This is a genomic window from Streptomyces sp. GD-15H, from assembly GCF_045291515.1.
GTDB lineage: Bacteria > Actinomycetota > Actinomycetes > Streptomycetales > Streptomycetaceae > Streptomyces.
Genome location: NZ_CP149447.1, coordinates 343,197 through 360,938 on the forward strand (window position 1 = coordinate 343,197; position 17,742 = coordinate 360,938).

At 70.6% G+C, this 17,742-nt stretch carries 5 protein-coding genes and 1 pseudogene; 1 reads left to right on the forward strand and 5 read right to left on the reverse strand.

The window, feature by feature from the left end; genetic code table 11:
* Positions 1-173: 173 nt before the first annotated feature.
* The 3 genes and pseudogenes from WJ438_RS01700 to WJ438_RS01710 form a co-directional block, all read right to left on the reverse strand.
* Positions 174-8,819 (reverse strand): amino acid adenylation domain-containing protein, encoded by an 8,646-nt coding sequence (locus tag WJ438_RS01700; RefSeq protein WP_406723646.1) that lies wholly within the window; start codon positions 8,817-8,819, stop codon positions 174-176.
* A 25-nt stretch (positions 8,820-8,844) separates the two neighbouring features.
* Positions 8,845-9,354, reverse strand: a complete 510-nt coding sequence (locus WJ438_RS01705) for a hypothetical protein (protein ID WP_406729967.1) — start codon at positions 9,352-9,354, stop codon at positions 8,845-8,847.
* Between the two features lie 386 nt (positions 9,355-9,740).
* A pseudogene (locus tag WJ438_RS01710) lies at positions 9,741-10,444 on the reverse strand (BTAD domain-containing putative transcriptional regulator); the annotation flags it as partial.
* A 110-nt stretch (positions 10,445-10,554) separates the two neighbouring features.
* Between WJ438_RS01710 and ccrA the strand changes: the two are divergent.
* Positions 10,555-11,811, forward strand: a complete 1,257-nt coding sequence (gene ccrA / locus WJ438_RS01715) for a crotonyl-CoA carboxylase/reductase (protein ID WP_406723647.1) — start codon at positions 10,555-10,557, stop codon at positions 11,809-11,811.
* 23 nt (positions 11,812-11,834) lie between these two features.
* Here the strand turns inward: ccrA and WJ438_RS01720 are convergent, their stop codons facing one another.
* Together WJ438_RS01720 and WJ438_RS01725 are read right to left on the reverse strand one after the other, a co-directional pair.
* Complete coding sequence (locus WJ438_RS01720) at positions 11,835-13,577, reverse strand: condensation domain-containing protein (protein ID WP_406723648.1); 1,743 nt, start codon at positions 13,575-13,577, stop codon at positions 11,835-11,837.
* Positions 13,511-17,695, reverse strand: coding sequence for an amino acid adenylation domain-containing protein (locus WJ438_RS01725; RefSeq protein ID WP_406729556.1), 4,185 nt, complete (start codon positions 17,693-17,695; stop codon positions 13,511-13,513). The genes WJ438_RS01720 and WJ438_RS01725 overlap by 67 nt, the downstream gene beginning before the upstream one ends.
* Positions 17,696-17,742 lie beyond the last annotated feature (47 nt).

Sequence of the window (17,742 nt, forward strand, 5' to 3'; positions counted from 1 at the left end):
TCCGGAAAAATGGCGCCGGGATTCCCGTGCGACCGGGCGCCGGTGAATGTGCAGTCGGAGGGCGACGGGGCGGCGCCCTCAAGCGCGTCCCGACCGCGAGGCTGGAGGAAAATGTGGTCCTCTCGCCGTCACGCCAGGACGACGAGGCTTCCCGGCCTCCCGCGGATTTCTTGTCATCGTGCGCCTTCGGATTCGGCGTTCATCGAGTCCTGCTTTTCCAAGGCGTCGGCGATCCGTTCGGCGATTTTCGCGACGGGGCCGGGATCCATCATTTCCGCGTGTTCGCAGTAGACCTGCTCCACCTCGATCGGACCACGGCAGAAAGGATCCCATGTGCGGACGAATTCATCGACCCGTTTTCCATCGTGTTCGGCGACGAACAGGAGCATCGATCCGGAGTAGTTCCGGGGACGAAATTTCCTCCGGAGCAAGACGTTGTTCTGTGTGACCGCGATGAAGTTCTCCAGTTTGTCACCGAGAATGTGGCCGTACGAACCGCTGTCGTCGGACAGCGCGTCGCGCACCCGGGAGAGCGATTCCGTGTTCTCCGGCTCGTCCGGCAGCTCCGGGGGAGTCATCCCCAGGACCTCGAACAGTCCGTTCACGACATCGGTGCGGTCCAGCACGCCGGTGCCGGCTCCCGGTTCGTCGACGGCCGGGTACGAATCGAGAACGGCCAGCAGGTCCACCTGCTGCCCTTGCTCCGTCAGGAGGACAGCCATCTCGTGAACCACCAGTCCGCCGAAGGACCAGCCGATCAGCCGATAGGGCCCCTCGGGCTGTATCTCGCGTATCGCGCCCACGTAGGCGTCCGCCATCTCCTCGACGGACTCCGGCAGACCGGTCTCCAGGAAGCCCGACGACTGGATTCCGTAGAGCGGGCAGTCGTTGGGGAGGTGCCGCAGGAACTCGGCGTACCGCCAGCTCAGTCCCCCTGCCGCATGCACACAGAAGACCGGGTTCCGGGAGCCTGTCTCCCGCAGCGGGAGCACGGTCTCGAAGGCGTACTGCCGGGCGATGGCTCCCTCCCCCAGTGCCTTGGCGAGGGCTGCGACGGTCGGAGCGGCGTAGAGCGTTCGGATCGCCACCTTCACACCGAACGCGGCCTGAACCTGGCTGACCAGCCGGGCAGCGAGCAGCGAGTGCCCTCCGAGTTCGAAGAAGTTGTCGTCGACGCCGACCTTCTCCACACCGAGGACCTGGGCGAAGAGAGCGCAGAGCGTCTCCTCCTGACTGGTCCGCGCGTCGGTGAAGCCGGTCTCGTCGGGCTGCTCGGGAGCCGGCAGGGCGTTCCGATCGAGCTTCCCGTTCGGGGTCAGGGGCAACGTGTCGAGGGTCACGAAGGCCGACGGGATCATGTAGTCGGGCAGCCTTTCCCGAAGGTGGGTCCGCAACTCCTCCACTCGGACTTCGGGGGAGCCTTCTGCGCCGTCGGCGGCCACGACGTACGCCGTCAGGCGGACGTCCCCCGGGCGGTCCTCACGGGCCAGCACGGCGCACTGGCCGACCGCGGCATGGCGCCCGATGGCGGCCTCGATCTCGGCGGGCTCGATGCGGAAGCCCCTCAGTTTCACCTGCTCGTCCGTCCGGCCCACGAACTCCAGGGTTCCGTCGGAACGCCAGCGGACCAGGTCTCCGGTGCGGTACATGCGGGAGCCCGGCGCTCCGAACGGGGCGGCGACGAACCGTTCCGCCGTGCGGGAGGGCTGATGGATGTAGCCGCGTGCGACCTGCTCGGAGGCGACGTACAGCTCACCGACGACACCCACCGGGACCGGGAGCAGGCGGGAATCCAGGACGTAGGTCCGCATGCCGTCCATCGGGCCGCCGATGGGGACGTTGTCCGGGATCCGGTCCGTGGCGCACATCCGGTACTGGGTGGTGAAGACCGTTGCCTCGGTGGGACCGTAGCCGTTGACGACCACGAGGCCGGGACAGGCCTCGAGTACCCGCCGCACGGCCGAGGCCGGGACGACGTCTCCGCCCGTGCAGATCTCCTTGAGCGCCGAGAAGGCATGGGGCCGCTCCTCCGCCATCAGGCGGAACAGACCCGCCGTGAGCCACATCCTGGTGATGCCCCAAGAGGAGAGGTAGCCGGCGAGGTCGTCCACGCCGAGATCCCCGGGGGCCGCCTCCACCACCTGTCGCTCGCGCAGCAGCGTCAGCCACAGCTCCCAGGTGACCGCGTCCCACGCGTGCGGCGAGTGGAACAGGACGCACTCGCGGCGGCTGTCATCCCGCGGTGCGTACTGATCCGCGTCGACCATGCGCAGGACGTTGCGGTGGGTCAGAGCCGCTCCCTTGGGGGCGCCGGTGGATCCGGAGGTGTACATCACACAGGCCAGCTGATCGGGGTGCACCACGGTGACCGGTGGTGACACGGGCTCCTCGTCCAGCGCGACATCGGCCACCGCCACCCGCCGGACCGCCGGATCGAGATCAGGGCCCGGCCAGCCGATGTCCTGGGTGAGAGGACCGGTCAGCAGCAGCGAAGCGCCGCTCTCGGAGAGCAGGGCGGTAAGCCGCTGTCCCGGTGACCGTTTGTCCAGCGGGAGGTACGTGGATCCGGCCTTCAGGGTGGCCAGCATGGCGACGAGGAGGTCCGCCGAGCGCTCGAATAGGAGCGCCACCGGCACCTCCGGCCGTGCTCCGAGCTTCAGGAGGTGATGGGCGAGCCGGTTCGCCCGCCTGTCGATCTCGCCGTAGGTCAGCTCGCCGTGCGCCGACACGTACGCCGGCTCGTCGGGACGCCGCGCGGCGATCTCGGCGAAGCGCTGGTGAATCGTCGGTCCGGCACCCGCGTGGGCGCCAGCACTCGTCCCTCCGTCCGTCTCGCCGGCCTCGTTCCAGGCAACGGTGAGGGTGTGGCGTTCCTCGGCCGTCAGGATAGCGGTGCGGTCGACGAGGTGGCCGGGGTCGCGGGCGATGGCCGTCAGGACGGCGACGACATGACCGCTGATCCGCTGCGCGGTCGCCGCGTCGAAGGCACCCGGGTTGTAGGCGAGCCGGAGGTGGAGGGCGTTGGTGGCGGGATTGTGGGCCGCCACCAGGTTGAGGGGGTAGTGGGCGCCGTCGTGGCCGTCGCTGGTGACGACCGTGAGGCCGGACTCGTCGGTGGTTGCGTGGTCACCGGGTTCCTGCTGGACGGGGTAGTTCTCGAACACGACGGTCGTGTCGAAGAGTTCCGCGTGGGGGGTCAGCGCCTGAATGGCGCTGAGTCCGAGGTAGTGGTGGTCGAGAAGGTCCGCCTGTCGTTCCTGCAGCCGTCGCATGCGCGCGAGGAAGGTGTCGGTGGGCTCGGTGCCGGTCCGGACGGGCACGGTGTTGATGAACAGTCCCACCATGCTCTCGATGCCGGGGATCTCGGGCGGCCGACCGGAGACGGTGGCGCCGAAGACGACGTCGTGATGTCCGGTGTAACGCGTGAGCAGCACGCTCCAGGCGGCCTGGACCGCGGTGCTGAGCGTCAGCCCGTTCTCTCGCAGCCGGTTCCGCAGGAGACCGGTGACGTCGGCGGGGAGCGTGGTGTAGCAGGATTCGGTCCGCGGAGCGGGGTCCTTGTGCGGGCCGGGAGCCATCAGGGTCGGCTGGGCGAGTCCGGCGAGATGGTCGCGCCAGGCGGTGAGGGCCACGTCGGTGTCCTGCCGGCTGAGCCAGGCAAGGTAGGTTCGGTAGGGCGTGGGACGCGGCAGGCCAGTCTCGTCGCCTGCCGAGGCGTAGAGCGCGAGCAGGTCCCGGATCACCAGCGGCATGGACCAGCCGTCGAAGAGGATGTGGTGGTTGGCCAGCACCAGATGGTGCCGGCGCTCGGCGAGACGGATCAGGGTGAACCGGATCAGCGGGGGTTCGGCCGGGTCGAACCGGCGGTTGCGTTCCTCGGAGACGATCCGGTCCAGCGCGGCACGCCGTGCGTCCGGGGTGAGTCCGGTGAGGTCGTGCGTGGTGATTGGCGCCTCGACGTCACGGGGGACGACCTGCACGGGATCGTTGGCCGTGCGTATGTGGAAGGACGCGCGCAGGTTGGGGTAACGCCGCAGCAGCGTGTGGACGGCCTTGCGCAGCCGGTCGGGGTCGAGCACGCCCTCGAGGCCGAGTTCCGTCTGCACGGCGTAGACGTCGGGACTGTCGTGGTCGTACAGGGCGTGGAACAGGAGCCCTTCCTGCAGCGGCGACAGCGAGAGGACGTCCTCCAGGCCGCCCGCGCTGTCCTCCAGTTGGTCGATCTCCTGCTGGGTGAGGGTGACGAGGGAGAGGTCGGAGGGGGTGTGGCCGGCCTTCTGGTCCTTGGCGTGGGCGGTGATCGCCTGAACGGCTTCGGTGTACAGGTCCGCCAGTTCGTGGATGTCCGAAGGACCCAGGAGGCTCTCGGGCCAGGTGAAGTGCGTGGTGAGGCGGGGGCCGTCGGGGTGGTCGTGGGCCACCGCGTCCAGGGCGATGGTGTGGGGCGTGGGCATGACGTTGTCGACGGTGGGGAGGGCAGGCTTCTCGGGTGCAGGGGTGAAGAGGCCCTTGGTGTCCGCGTCGATGCTCGCGGGGTTGGCTCCGGCCGGGGAGTGGCCCAGGTAGTTGAAGCTGGTCTGTGGGGTCTTCTGGTGGCTGAGGGGGTGACCGGGGGTCAGATACCGAAGAAGCCCGTAGCCGATGCCGTGGTCGGGGAGGGTCCGGAGGTGCTCCGTGACAGCCCCGACGGTGGCGGCCACGGCGGCCGGGTCGGTGTGGAGACAGTGCCAGGGCAGGTTCTCCGTGGTGACGCGGACGGGGTGGCAGGAGGTGAACCAGCCGATGGTGCGGGTGAGGTCCGTGTCGGTGCCGGTTTCGTGACGCCCGTGGGTTTCGAGGTCGATGAGCGCGCCGTGCGTGTGGTCGTGTCCGCGGCGGCGCCGCCACTCGGTCAGGGCGAGGGCGTAGGCGGTCACGAGGATGTCGGTGATGCCGGCGTTGTAGGCAGCGGGAACGGAGGTCAGGAGGGGCTGGGTGACGTCGGGGGCGACGGTGGTGGTGTGGCGGCCGGTGACGGTGTCCTGCGTGGGCCTGAGCTCACGGGAGGTGAGCAGGGGGTCGGGCGGCGCGAGGACGGCGGTCCACAGGCCGGTTTCCGCCTGCCTGGCCGGCAGGGTGGCGTGGTGGGCGAGGTGATGGGCCCACTGGCGCCAGGAGGTGGGCACCGGGTCCAGCCGCAGCTGTTCGCCCTGGACGAGGTTTCGGTAGGCGTCGGCCAGGTCCGGCAGCAGGATGCGCCAGGAAACGGCGTCGACGACGAGATGGTGGACGGTCAGCAGGAGGCGGCCCGGCTGGGCGGGACCGGCGTCGAACCAGACTGCCTGGAGCATGGTGTCGGCACGCGGATCGAGGCGCTCGATGGCTCCTCGGGCGTGCTGGGTGATCAGTTCGTCGGGGACGCGGTGGTCGCTGACGGGGGCGGGGACGCGGGTGAGAAGGGCCCCGGCGTCGGGGGTGCCGGCAGGGAGGATGTGGAGGTTCCAGGTGCCGTCGGAGGCTTCGACGAGGCGGGCGCGGAGGACGTCGTGGTGGTCGAGGATGGTCCGCAGGACGGTGGTCAGGTGGTGCCGGGTGGCGCCGGCGGGGGTCCGGACCAGGGCACTCTGATGGAAGTGGTCGATGTTTCCGCCCAGGCGGCGCAGCCATTCCATGATCGGGGTGGGCGGTGTGGTGCCGACCGGGCTGGTCTGCGGCTGTGTGACCGCGGAGCCGCCGGTGGTGGCGACGAGGGCCAGTTCGGCCACGGACTGATGTTGGAATACCTCACGGGGTCTGATGACGAGTCCGGCCTTGCGGGCCCGGCTGACCAGCTGGATCGAGGTGATCGAGTCGCCGCCCAGTTCGAAGAAGCGGTCGTCCACGCCTACCTGGTCGAGACCGAGGACCTCGGCGAACAGGTCGCACAGGATCTTCTCCTGCGGAGTGCGAGGGGGGCGCTCGGTGTCCCTCGACGGACCGTACTGGGGGGCGGGCAGGGCCCTGCGGTCCAGTTTCCCGTTCGGGGTTAGCGGCAGCGCGTCCAGAACCACGAACGCCGCGGGCACCATGTAGTCCGGCAGCGCGCGCCGCACGCTCTCCCGCAGTTCCTCGACCGGAACCTCGTGCCCGTCTTCCGCGACCAGGTAGGCGACCAGACGCTTGTCCCCGGGACGGTCCTGGCGGACTGTCACCGCGCAGTGGGACACCGAGGCGTGGCCCGAGAGCACCGTCTCGATCTCTCCCGGTTCGATCCGGAAGCCACGGACCTTGACCTGGTCGTCGGCCCGGCCCAGGAACTCGAGGTTCCCGTCCTCACGCCACTTCACCAGATCGCCGGTCCGGTACATCCGCGAGCCCGCCGGCCCGAACGGATCCGCGACGAACCGCTCCGCGGTGTGCCCGGCCCGCCCCAGGTAGCCCCGCGCCAGACCCACGCCCGCGACGTACAGCTCACCTGCCACCCCCACCGGCACCGGGCAGAGCAGTTCGTCCAGGACGAGGACGCGGGTCTCTGTGATCGGCCGTCCGATGGGCGGCTTCGAGGAGCCGGAGAGCGGCTCACTCATCGTGACGCAGACCGTGTACTCACTGGGCCCGTAGGCGTTGATCATGCGGCGGCCCGACGACCATTCCGACACCGTCTCGCCGGAGCATGTGTCACCGGCCACGACGAGGGTGAATTCCGGCATCTCCTCGGACGGAAGGGAAGCGAGCAGCGCGGGGGGAATCAGGGCATGTGTGATGCGTTCCCGCACCAACAGCTCGGTCAGTGATTCCGCAGAATGCAGGTTCTCCGCCGGGGTCAGGACGAGAGTGGCGCCGGCCAGCAGCGACACCGCGATCTCCATGAACGCCGCGTCGAATCCCAGCGAGGCGAACTGGAGCATGCGGTCACCGGGGCGTACGCCGAAGCCCACGATCTTGCTGGATATGAGGTTCGGGATTCCCCTGTGGGTGACGACGACGCCTTTGGGACGGCCAGTGGACCCGCTGGTGTAGATGATGTACGCGGCATTCCCGGGACGCAGCGGGGCGATACGGTCGGCGTCGGTCGGGTCAGTGGTGGGCCGACTGGCCAGCCACTCGTCGCTGATGCCGCGGAGGGTGAGCAGGGGCCGAGCGTCGTCCAGGACGTGGTTGATGCGCTCGGTGGGGTAGTCCGGGTCGATGGGCAGGTAGGCCGCGCCCGCCTTGAGCGTGGCGAGAACGGCGACGACCAGGTCGAGGGAGCGCGGGAGGAGCAGGGCGATGCTGGTCTCGGGGCCTGCGCCTTGGGTGATGAGGTGGTGGGCGAGCTGGTTGGCGCGGGCGTTGAGCTCGGCGTAGGTGAGCGTGGTGCCCTCGTAGCTGACGGCGGGGGCGTCGGGTATACGGGAGACCCACGCTTCGAAGAGCGTCGGCAGCATCGGAGTCGCGTCCACCGGATCCGGGTCCGGGTCCGGCCCGTGCGCGGAGCCGCCGGTGTGCCCGTGTGCGGTGAGGGTGCGGAGCTCGGTCGGCGAGAGGATGGGGACCTGGTTGAGGGGGAGGTCGGGGTGTGCGGCGACGGCCGTCAGGAGACGGGTGACATATCCGGTGACGTGTTCGGCCGTGGAGTGGTCGAACAGGTCGCGGGAGTACTGCAGGGAGCCCTCGAGTCCCGCCGGGGCACCGGCCGGGCCGGAATGACGTTCGGCGATGTTGAACGCGAGGTCGAAGAGGGCGGAGGTGTCTTCGTCCGGGATGGGCTCGAGGGTGAGACCGGGCAGTTCGAGGGCGGACCGCGTCTGGTTGTGAAAGGTGAGGACGACCTGGAAGAGGGGGTGGCGGGCCAGGGAGCGTTCGGGATTGAGCGCCTCGACCAGGCTCTCGAAGGGGAGGTCCTGGTGGGCGTAGGCGGCCAGAACGGTGTCACGGGTACGTTCCAGCAGGTGGCGGAAGGTGGGGTTGCCCGAGACGTTGCTCCGCAGCACAAGGGTGTTGACGAAGAACCCGACGAGATCCTCGAGGGCCTCGTCGGTGCGCCCGGCGATCGGGACACCGATGGGGATGTCGCTGCCCGCTCCCAGGCGCGTCAGTGTCGCGGCCAGAGCGGCCTTCAGCACCATGAACATGCTCGCGTTCGTGGAGCGGGCCAGGCCGACCAGCCTCTGGTGGGTCTCGGTGTCGACACCGAACTTGACCACACCGCCCCGGTAGCTGGGCTCGGCCGGCCGCACCCGGTCGGTCGGCAGCGACAGCTCCTGCGCCATCCCCGACAGCGATCGCTTCCAATGAGCCAGCTGGCGCGCGAACAGGCTCTCCGGGGCCGCCGGATCCCCCAGCAGGTCTCGCTGCCACAGGGTGTAGTCCGCGTACTGCACAGGCAGCGGATCCCACCCCGGCGCCTCACCCTTCAGCCTCGTGGCATACGCCTGAGCCAGGTCCCGCATGAACGGCGCCGTCGACCAGCCGTCGAAGGCGATGTGATGCATCAGCACCAGCAGCACGTGCTCCTGCGGGCCCACCCGGAACAGGCGTACCCGCAACGGCCGCTCGACCGCGAGGTCGAACACGTACCGCCGGGCCTGTGCCAGCCGGGCCGGCAGCTCCTCCCGGGACACCGTCTCCGCCCCGGCCATCACCGCCTGGTCCTCGGGCCCTTCGGGCAGGATGTCCTGGAACGGCTCGCCGTCACGCTCACCGATGACCGTCCGCAGCGCCTCGTGCCGGGCCACCACGTCCCCTACGGCGGCTCGCAGCACCCCCTCGTCCAGCTTCCCGCCGACCCGCAGGGTCAGCGAGGTGTTGTAGGCCGCGCCGACCGACTCGAAACGGTCCAGGAACCACAAACGGCGTTGCGCGAAGGACAACGGAATCATCAGAACTCCATGCTTGGTCAAGCGGTCACGAGTTTCCGGCGAGCTGCTCCTGCGCCGGTGTCGTCCTGGGGCGCGATGTGAGCGCGGGGTGCCTGGTCCTCGGTGCGGTGGCCGCCGCCGCGGAACAGCTGACGACGCAGCGGCGGTCGATGTCGGTGACTGCCAGGCGCAGTGCCAGCGGCAGGTGTCCGCTCAGCTGCCCGAGCTCGGCGCCCGGCCCGGTCCCCGCCCCGGCTGGGTCGCCGTGCATCAGCCGTCTGATCAGGACAGAGCTCTCCTGCGGGGTGAAAGCACCCAGGCGGATCGGCTGGGCCCCTTCCAGCGCGATCAGTCCGGTCGGTTCGGTGCGGCTGGTGACCACGACCATGCAGTGCCGTCCGGCGGGGAGCAGCGGGCGGACCTGATGGGAGGAAGCAACGTTGTCCAGCACCACGAGGATCCTGCGGTGGGCGAGCATCGACCGGTAGAGGGCTGCCTGCTCGTCCTCGTCGTCGGGCACCGCCTCGGGAGGAACCCCGAGTGCTCGCAGAAACATCGACAGGGTCTCGGTGGTGGTGCGGGGAGCGGACGGGGGACTCCGCGCAGATCGGCGTAGAGCTGGCCGTCGGGAAAGTGGATCTGGGCCTGGTGGCCCCAGCGCACGGCTAGCGCCGTCTTGCCGGCCCCCGCCGGGCCGGTGATGGCGGCGATCGCCAGGCCCGACGCGGGGGCGCCGCTCGCCGCGCGGAGCCGGTCCAGCTGCCGTATCGGTTCCGCACGTCCGGTGAATCCGGCGATGTTCAGGGGCAGCTGGGCCGGGACCGGGGGTTTCCATGGAGCCGTGCGCGGCCCGCACGCGCCCGAGAAGGGGAGATCCTGGCGCAGCACACGCAGCTGTGCTGCCTCGATCTCCGGGCCGGGGTCGATTCCGAGGGTTTCGGAGAGCCGCTTGCGCAAGGTGGTGAACAGGTCGAGCGCGGCCGCCTGCTGGCCGGCTCCGCCAGGGCGAGCATCAGGCGCGCGTGCAGCCCTTCGTGGAGCGGTTCCTCGGGCGTGACCGACTGCAGCTGCGGCACCACCTCGTGGAAGTGCCCTCTCTCCAGGGCGAGGTCGGCGTACGCCAGGGTGCTGGTGAGACGGAGATGGACCGCGTTGAGGACCACCGGATCCTGCCCCAGACGATGGTCCAGGTCCGCGAGGACGCTTCCGCGCCATATCCGAAGTGCCTCGTGGAAGAGCTCCTCGGCTCGTTCCGCGTTCCGCGTCGCGTGTTCTTCGTGCGCCTTGGCCGCCAGGTCGAGGAACCGGAGCAGGTCCACCTGGTCCGTGCCGAGGTCGAGACGGTATCCGGTGCCTGTGTGGCGGATCAGGCTCGGGGACGCGCTGTCGGCACGGAAGCTGTCACAGCCCGGCTGAAGGGCCTTGCGCAGACGCGCCACATAGGTGTGCACCAGGGCGAGGCTGGTCGCGGGCGGATTCTCGCCCCACAGCGCGTCGATGATCTTCTCGTGCGAGACCACCTGGCCGGCATGGAGCGCGAGAGTGGCCAGGAGGTGCCGCTGTTTCAGGGACCGGATGGACACGGGCCGGTCGTCGTGGCGCACACTCAGCTGCCCGAGAAGATCGACGTACGTCGTGCCTGTCATGAGGCCACCGCCTCGTACAGCGGGCGTGCAGCACGTCTACCCGTTCCACCGGATACGTTGCGGGCGCGTCCCGCAGACGCCGAATGAACGGGAACCGAGGAGCAATCGCAATGAAGACGCTGTACGAACTTGGTGAAATGCCGCCTCTGGGCCGGGTGCCGGAGAAGATGTACGCATCGACCGTTCGGCAGGACCGCTTCGGTACGCCTGCGAGTGCCATCCGTACCGAGGTCGTCGACGTTCCGCCCGTGGGACGCGGCCAGGTGCTCGTGTACGTCATGGCCGCGGGCATCAACTACAACGGCGTGTGGACCTCGCTCGGTGAACCCATCGATGTCATCGCCATGCGCCGACGCCAGGGTGCCACGGAGGACTTCCACATAGGCGGGTCGGAGGGTGCGGGGGTGGTCTGGGCGGTGGGCCCGGACGTGGAGCAGGTGAAGGTCGGCGACGAGGTCACTCTCTCCAGCTGCCAGTGGGACGAGACCGCACGGGACGTCCGGCTCGGCGCGGACCCCATGACCTCCGTCACCCAGAGAGCCTGGGGATACGAGACGAACTACGGTTCCCTCGCCCAGTTCGCCCTGGTCGACGAGTACCAGTGCCACCCCAAGCCGTCCAGGATGACCTGGGAGGAGGCCGGCTGCTTCATCGCCACCGCGGCAACCGCCTACCGGCAACTGTGCGGCTGGGAACCGCACACCGTCCGCATCGGGGACCCGGTCCTCATCTGGGGAGGCGCCGGAGGGCTCGGCTCGATGGCCATCCAGATCACCGCCCTGAAGGGAGGGCTGCCCATCGCGGTCGTGTCGACGGACGAGCGCGGCGAGCACTGCCTGCGGATGGGTGCGAAGGGAGTGATCAACCGGACCGAGTTCGACCACTGGGGACGCATGCCGGACCACGACGACGTGGAGGCGATGGCGGCCTGGGCCAAGGGCGTCCAGGCGTTCGGACGACGGATCTGGGAGATCCTCGGCGAGAAGCGGGCCCCCCGGATCGTCTTCGAGCACACCGGTCAGGACACCCTTCCGACCTCCATGTTCGTCTGTGACACCGCGGGCATGGTGGTGACGTGCGGTGGCACCAGCGGCTACAACGGCGATCTCGATCTCCGGTACTTGTGGATGCGCCAGAAGCGCCTGCAGGGTTCGCACTTCGCCAACACCAGGCAGTGCCATGACGTCGTGGAACTCGCGGCCCGGGGGCAGCTGGACCCCTGTCTGTCCTGGTGCGGCGGGTTCGAGGACATCGGCAAGGCCCACCAGATGATGTACGAGAACGTGCATCCGTCGGGAAACATGGCCGTGCTGGTGAACGCGCCCACCACCGGCCTGACCACCGCTGGCCTGGCCGCTGCCGGGTAGACCGATCGCCGCGCCGGAGGGCCTCAGAACTCCCACTGCGCCTCCAGGTCGTCGAGTTCGCTCTGGCTCAGTGTCACCAGCGGCAGGTCAGAGGGTGACCGACTACCGGTCTTCTGCTGCTCGGCGTATCCCACCAGGGCGTCGAGGGAGCTGAACCAGAGTTCGGCTAGCTCGCGTACGTCCTGTTCCGACAGGCATGTGGGCGCCCAGGTCCAGGTGGCGACGAGTTCGGGGCCCTCCGCGCCGTCCAGGCAGGTCGCCGTGAGTTCCAGGGTGTGCGACAGAGGCACGTCCGGGTCGGCGCCTGCCACGACCGGTCCGGCGGTGGTGACGAAGGACCAGTCCTGATCGGGAGCGACCGTGACCCGTCCCAGGTAGTTGAAGCCGAGCTGCGGGCGGGGCAGCGCGCCGAGCCGGGCGCGGCCCTCCGGGTGCAGATGGCGCAGCAGCCCGAAACCGGTGCCGTTGTCCGGCAGTGCCCGCAGCTGTTCCTTGATCCGCTTGAGCGCCCGGCCGACCCCGGGGCCGCCGACGCGCAACTCCCCGGAGGTCACGGTGCCCGGAGCCAGACGGACCGGGTACATGCTGGTGAACCAGCCGACGGTGCGCGAGAGATCGGTGCCGGGCGTCTCCTGCCTGCCGTGGCTCTCGAGGTCGACCACCACGTCGCTGGTGTCGTCGTGACCGCGGCGCCGTTGCCAGGTGGTCACCGCGAGAGCCAGGCCGGTGAGGAGTACATCGTTGACCTGGCCGTTCACCACCATGGGCACATGGGTGAGGAGCGGGGAGGTCCGGTGGGCGGGCAGTGTCATCCGCAGTCGGCGGGCCGTGCCCATGGTGTCACGGCCGGCATCCGGGGTGGCGCCCAACGGCACCTGGCGCTGGGGCAGCGCGGCTTCCCAGTACGCGAGCTCGTCGAGCCTCGCGGGGTCGTCGGCGAGGTCCGCCAGGCGTTGTGCCCATCGCCGGAACGAGGTGCCGACCGGCGGCAGTTCCGGTGTGCGACCCGTCACGGCGTGTTCCCACGCGGCGGCGAGGTCGGACAGCAGGATCCGCCAGGAGACACCGTCGACGACAAGGTGGTGGGCGACGAGGAGCAGCCGCGCGGCCTGCCCCGGCCCGGCGTCGAAGAGGACGCACTGCGTCATCACACCGTCGGCGGGTGAGAGCCGGCGCCGCGCCAGCTCACCCTCCTCGGTGATGCGCCGGGTCAGTTCGGGCTCGTCGAGGCCGACCACGTCGACCTGGCGCAGCTGTTCCCCGGCCCGCACAGCGCCCGGAGGCCGGACCTCCAGCTGCCACGGCGCTCCGGTGGGCCGGTCCAGGCGCATCCGCAGCGCGTCGTGGTGGTCGAGCACCGCCTGCAGCGCCGTGGTCAGGTGGTGGTGCCGGGCCCCGGCCGGGACCCGGACCAGCACCGCCTGGTTGAAGCCGTCCACCGGGCCGCCGAGGTCTTCCAGCCAGCGCATGACCGGTGTCAGGGGCACCGGCCCGATGCCCGCCTCGGTGGACTCGTCCACCGTTTCGGAGGGTGTCGTGCCCGCCACCCGGGCGAGGTCTGCCATGGTCTTCTGTTCGAAGACGTCACGGGGTGTGAGAACCAGCCCGCGTTCCCGGGCCCGGCTCACGAGCTGGATCGAGACGATGCTGTCCCCGCCCAGGAGGAAGAAGTTGTCGTCGGCCTTCGCTTCGGGCAGGTTCAGCAGCTCGGCGACGATCTCGCACAGCACGGCCTCTTCCGGTGTCCGCGCGGAGCCGGTCGCCACGGACTCGGGGCCGGCAGGCGCAGTTGCGGCCGGTCGACCCTGCCGTTCGGGTCGAGCGGCAGGATGTCGTGCACCACGGCACGGTCGGGCACCGCGTAGTCGGGCAGGAGTTCCGCGGCGAATCGACGCACGTCCTCCCATTCTGCCGAACGGCCGCGCCTCGGCACGAGGTGCGCGACGAGCTGCCGGCCGCCCGGCCCGTCGTCGTGGACAAGGACGACGGCCTGGTCCACGTCCGGGTGGGTGGCGAGGACCACCTCGATCTCGCCGGTCTCGACACGGGCACCCCGGATCACGGTCTCGTCGTCGGCGCGGCCGACGACATCGAGGCGGCCGTCCGCGCGTCGGCGTGCCAGGTCCCCGGTGCGGTACATCCGACTGCCGGGCTCACCGACGAGGTGCCCGAAGGGGTCCGCCACAAAGCGTTCCGCGGTGAGCCCCGGCCGGCCGAGATAGCCGCGCGCCAGTCCCTCGCCGGCCAGGTACAGCTCGCCGACGACCCCGGGCGGTACCGGGGCGAGCCGTGCGTCCAGCACGTAAGCCCGGGTGTTGTCCACCGGTGTACCGACCGGGGGCAGCACCTCGGCGTCGCCCGGCGTCACGTCCCCGGACAGGGCGACGACGGAGAGCTCGGCGGGTCCGTAGTGGTTGACCACCCGGAAGGGCAGTCCGGGCCGGGGCCTGCGGCCGAGCGTGTCCCCGCCGGCCAGCACCGCTCGCAGGGACGAGGCGGCGAGGGCCGGTTCGTCCAGCAGGGCCCGCAGTCGGGGTGTGGGCAGCAGGCAGACGGTCACGCCTGCGGCAACGCACCACTGCGCCAGAGCGGCGGGATCGTCCACGGCGTCCGGGTCGGGCAGGTGGACCGAGGCGCCGGCGTACACATAGGGCCACAGCTCCCACACGGCGGCGTCGAAGCCCGGAGGGGCGAGCAGGCTCGCCCGGTCCTCGGGGGTGACCGCGTGGTGCTTGTTGTGCCACAGGCACAGGTCCAGCAGGCCGCGGTGTTCGACTACCACGCCCTTGGGCGTGGCGGCGGAGCCGGAGGTGTACAGGACGTACGCCGCGTCACGGGGGCCGACGGTGACGGCCGGGGTGGTGCCGGGCATCGCGGCGAGGGCCGCCTGCTCGGCCGGGTCGTCCACGAGTAGAGCGCGGGTCTGCGCTCCGAAGAGGTGGGCGAGGTTCTGCCGGGTCACCACCACCGGGGCGGCCGCGTCGGCGAGGATCGCCTGCCGGCGCTCGTCGGGGCCGGCGGGGTCCAGGGGGACGCAGGCCGCGCCCGTCTTGAGGACGGCCAGCAGGGCCACCACCGCCTCGGGGCCTTCCAGGCAGACGCCGACGACGGTGCCGGGCCCGGCACCGACCGCGGCCAGTCGGTGCGCCAGCCGATTGGCACGGGTGTCCAGCTCCGCGTAGCTCAGCGGCCTGCCCTGGTGTACGACCGCGGTGGCGTCGGGCGTGCCGGCCGCGTGCGCGGCGACCATCTCGTGGGTGAGCCGGTCGGCGGGCCGCTCGGCGGCGGTGCCGTTCCAGTCGTGCAGGATCCACCGGCGTTCCTCGCGGGTGAGGATGTCGGCCAGGCCGATCGGCCGGTCCGGGTCGGCGGTGACGGCGTCCAGCAGCGCGATCAGTCGGGCGAGGAGCCGTTCCGCACCGTCGGCGTCGAACAGGTCGGTGGCGTACTCCAGGAAGGCATGGATACCGTCGGGGGCGCCGTCGGCGCCGTGAGTCTCGGTGAAGGCGGCGGCCAGGTCGAACTTGGCCCCGCCGGTACCGACCGGCATGACGGTGGTGTCGAGACCGGCGAACCCCTCGGCGCCCGCCGTGGCCGTGTTCTGCAGGGCGAGGGCCACCTGGTACAAGGGGTGCCGGGCCAGCGAGCGGGGCGGGTTGACCTCCTCCACGACCCGTTCGAACGGCACGTCCTGGTGTGCGTAGGCGGCGAGGTCCGTCTCCCGTACCCGGGCAAGCAGTTCGGAGAACGTGGGGTCGCCCGAGGCATCGGTGCGCAGCACCAGCGTGTTGACGAAGAAGCCGACCAGCTCGTCCAGCGCCTCGTCCGTACGCCCGGCGACCGGGGTGCCGACGGGGATGTCGTCGCCGGTGCCCAGCCGGTTCAGCAGTGCCACCAGGCCGGCCTGCAGCACCATGAAGACGGTGGTGCCGGTCTCCTGCGCCAGGTCGACGACGCGCCGGTGCAGCGCGGCGTCGAGCCGTGCGGCGGCGACTTCGCCGCGGCGGCTGGCGACGGCCGGGCGCGGGCGGTCCGTGGGCAGCTTCAGGTGGTCGGGAAGGCCGTCGAGCATACGCAGCCAGAAGTCGAGCTGGCGGCCGAGCACACTGTCGGCGTCCTGCTCGTCGCCCAGGATCCGGCGCTGCCAGAGGGTGTAGTCGGCGTACTGGACCGGCAGCGGCCGCCAGTCGGGGGCGGCACCGGCCCGGCGGGCCGTGTAGGCGTGGGCGAGGTCCTGGGTGAGGGGAGCCATCGACCAGCCGTCACCCGCGATGTGGTGCAGTAGCAGGAGGAGTACGTGGTCGTCGGGGCCGAGGACGAACAGCCGGGGGCTCAGCGGGAGTTCTGTGGTGATGTCGAAGGAGTGGCTCACGGCCTTCGCCAGCGTCTCGGGCAGCTCGTCGACGCCGCACGCAACCTCCGGCAGGCCCTGCCACGCCGACGCCACGTCCAGGATCATCTGCCGGGGCACACCGCGGCGTTCCGGGAAGACGGTGCGCAGCGACTCGTGGCGGCCGATCACGTCGCGCAGCGCGGCGGCCAGCGCACGGCGGTCCAGTGGGCCGGTCAGCCTCAGCGTGAGCGGGATGTTGTAGGTGGCCCCGCCCTCCTCGAGACGGCTGAGGAACCACAGGCGGCTCTGCGCGGGGGACAGCGGGATCTCCTCCGGCCGTTCGGCCGGTACCAGTGCGGGGCGTCCGGCGGCCGCCGTGTCCTCTGTGTCGAGCAGGCGGGTGAGTCGCTCCACGGTGGGCGCCTCGAACAGGGCACGCAGCGGCAGTTCCGCGCCCAGGACCGAGCGGATCCGGCTGACCAGCCGGGTGGCCAGCAGCGAATGGCCGCCCAGCGCGAAGAAGTCGTCGTCGATGCCGACCTCGGGCACACCCAGGACCTGGGCGAACAGCTGGCACACCGTGCGTTCGCGAGGGGTGCGCGGCGCGCGCGATGCGGCGGCCGGACGGAACTCGGGGCTGGGCAGTGCCCGGCGGTCCACCTTTCCACTCGCGGTCAGGGGCAGGGCGTCCAGTGTGACGAACGCCGCCGGCACCATGTAGGCGGGCAGGGACTTGGCCAGGGTGTCGCGCAGGGCGGCCGGATCGTAGACGTCCGGTGCGCTCGGTACGACGTAGGCGACTAGACGCCGGTCGCCCGGCGCGACATCTCGGAGTGTGACGGTCGCGGTGCGGACCTGCGGGTCCGCGGTGATCCGGGCCTCGATCTCCCCGAGTTCGACGCGGTGGCCGCGGATCTTGACCTGCTCGTCCGACCGTCCGGCGTATTCCAGCACGCCGTCGGCCCGCCAGCGGGCCAGGTCTCCGGTGCGGTACATGCGCGCTCCCTCGGCCTGCCCGGCCGAGGAGGCGTACGGGTCGGCGACGAAGCGCTCGGCTGTCATACCGGGCCTGCCGAGGTAGCCACGGGCCAGAGCGGCGCCGGCGAGGTACATCTCGCCGACGACACCGGGGGGCACCGGACGCAGAAACTCGTCGAGAAGGTAGACGCCGGTGTTCCGGATGGGCCGGCCCACGGGCACGGCCCCGCCGCCGAGGGTGTCCCCGGGGGTGATCCGGTGCGCCACCGTGCCGACCGTGGCCTCGGTGGGCCCGTACTCGTTGACCACCGTGACGCCCGGGTGGCGGCGGCGCCACTCCCCCAGCTCCTCGCCCAGCAGTTGTTCACCGCCGATGACGAGGTCCTCCGTCGGCGCGAAGGCGTCGGGCAGCGCGGCGAGCAACGGGAGGTGGCTGGGAGTGATCTTGCAGAAGGTGATCTCCTCCCGCGGCGGGGCCGCGTCGTCCAGGTCCGCCACGCAGACGCGGCCGCCGACGGTCAGGGGCAGCAGCAGGGTGGTGAGGGTGAGGTCGAAGGAGACCGGCGAGTGCAGGAGGGCGGTGCCGGCCGCACCGGGGTACGTGTGACCGGCCCACGCGA

Coding starts and splice junctions, on each gene's coding strand:
- WJ438_RS01705 (WP_406729967.1), bottom strand. CDS start 9,354: ATGTTTCTGCGAGCACTCGGGGTTCCTCCCGAGGCGGTGCCCGACGAC.
- WJ438_RS01700 (WP_406723646.1), bottom strand. CDS start 8,819: ATGATTCCGTTGTCCTTCGCGCAACGCCGTTTGTGGTTCCTGGACCGT.
- ccrA (WP_406723647.1), top strand. CDS start 10,555: ATGAAGACGCTGTACGAACTTGGTGAAATGCCGCCTCTGGGCCGGGTG.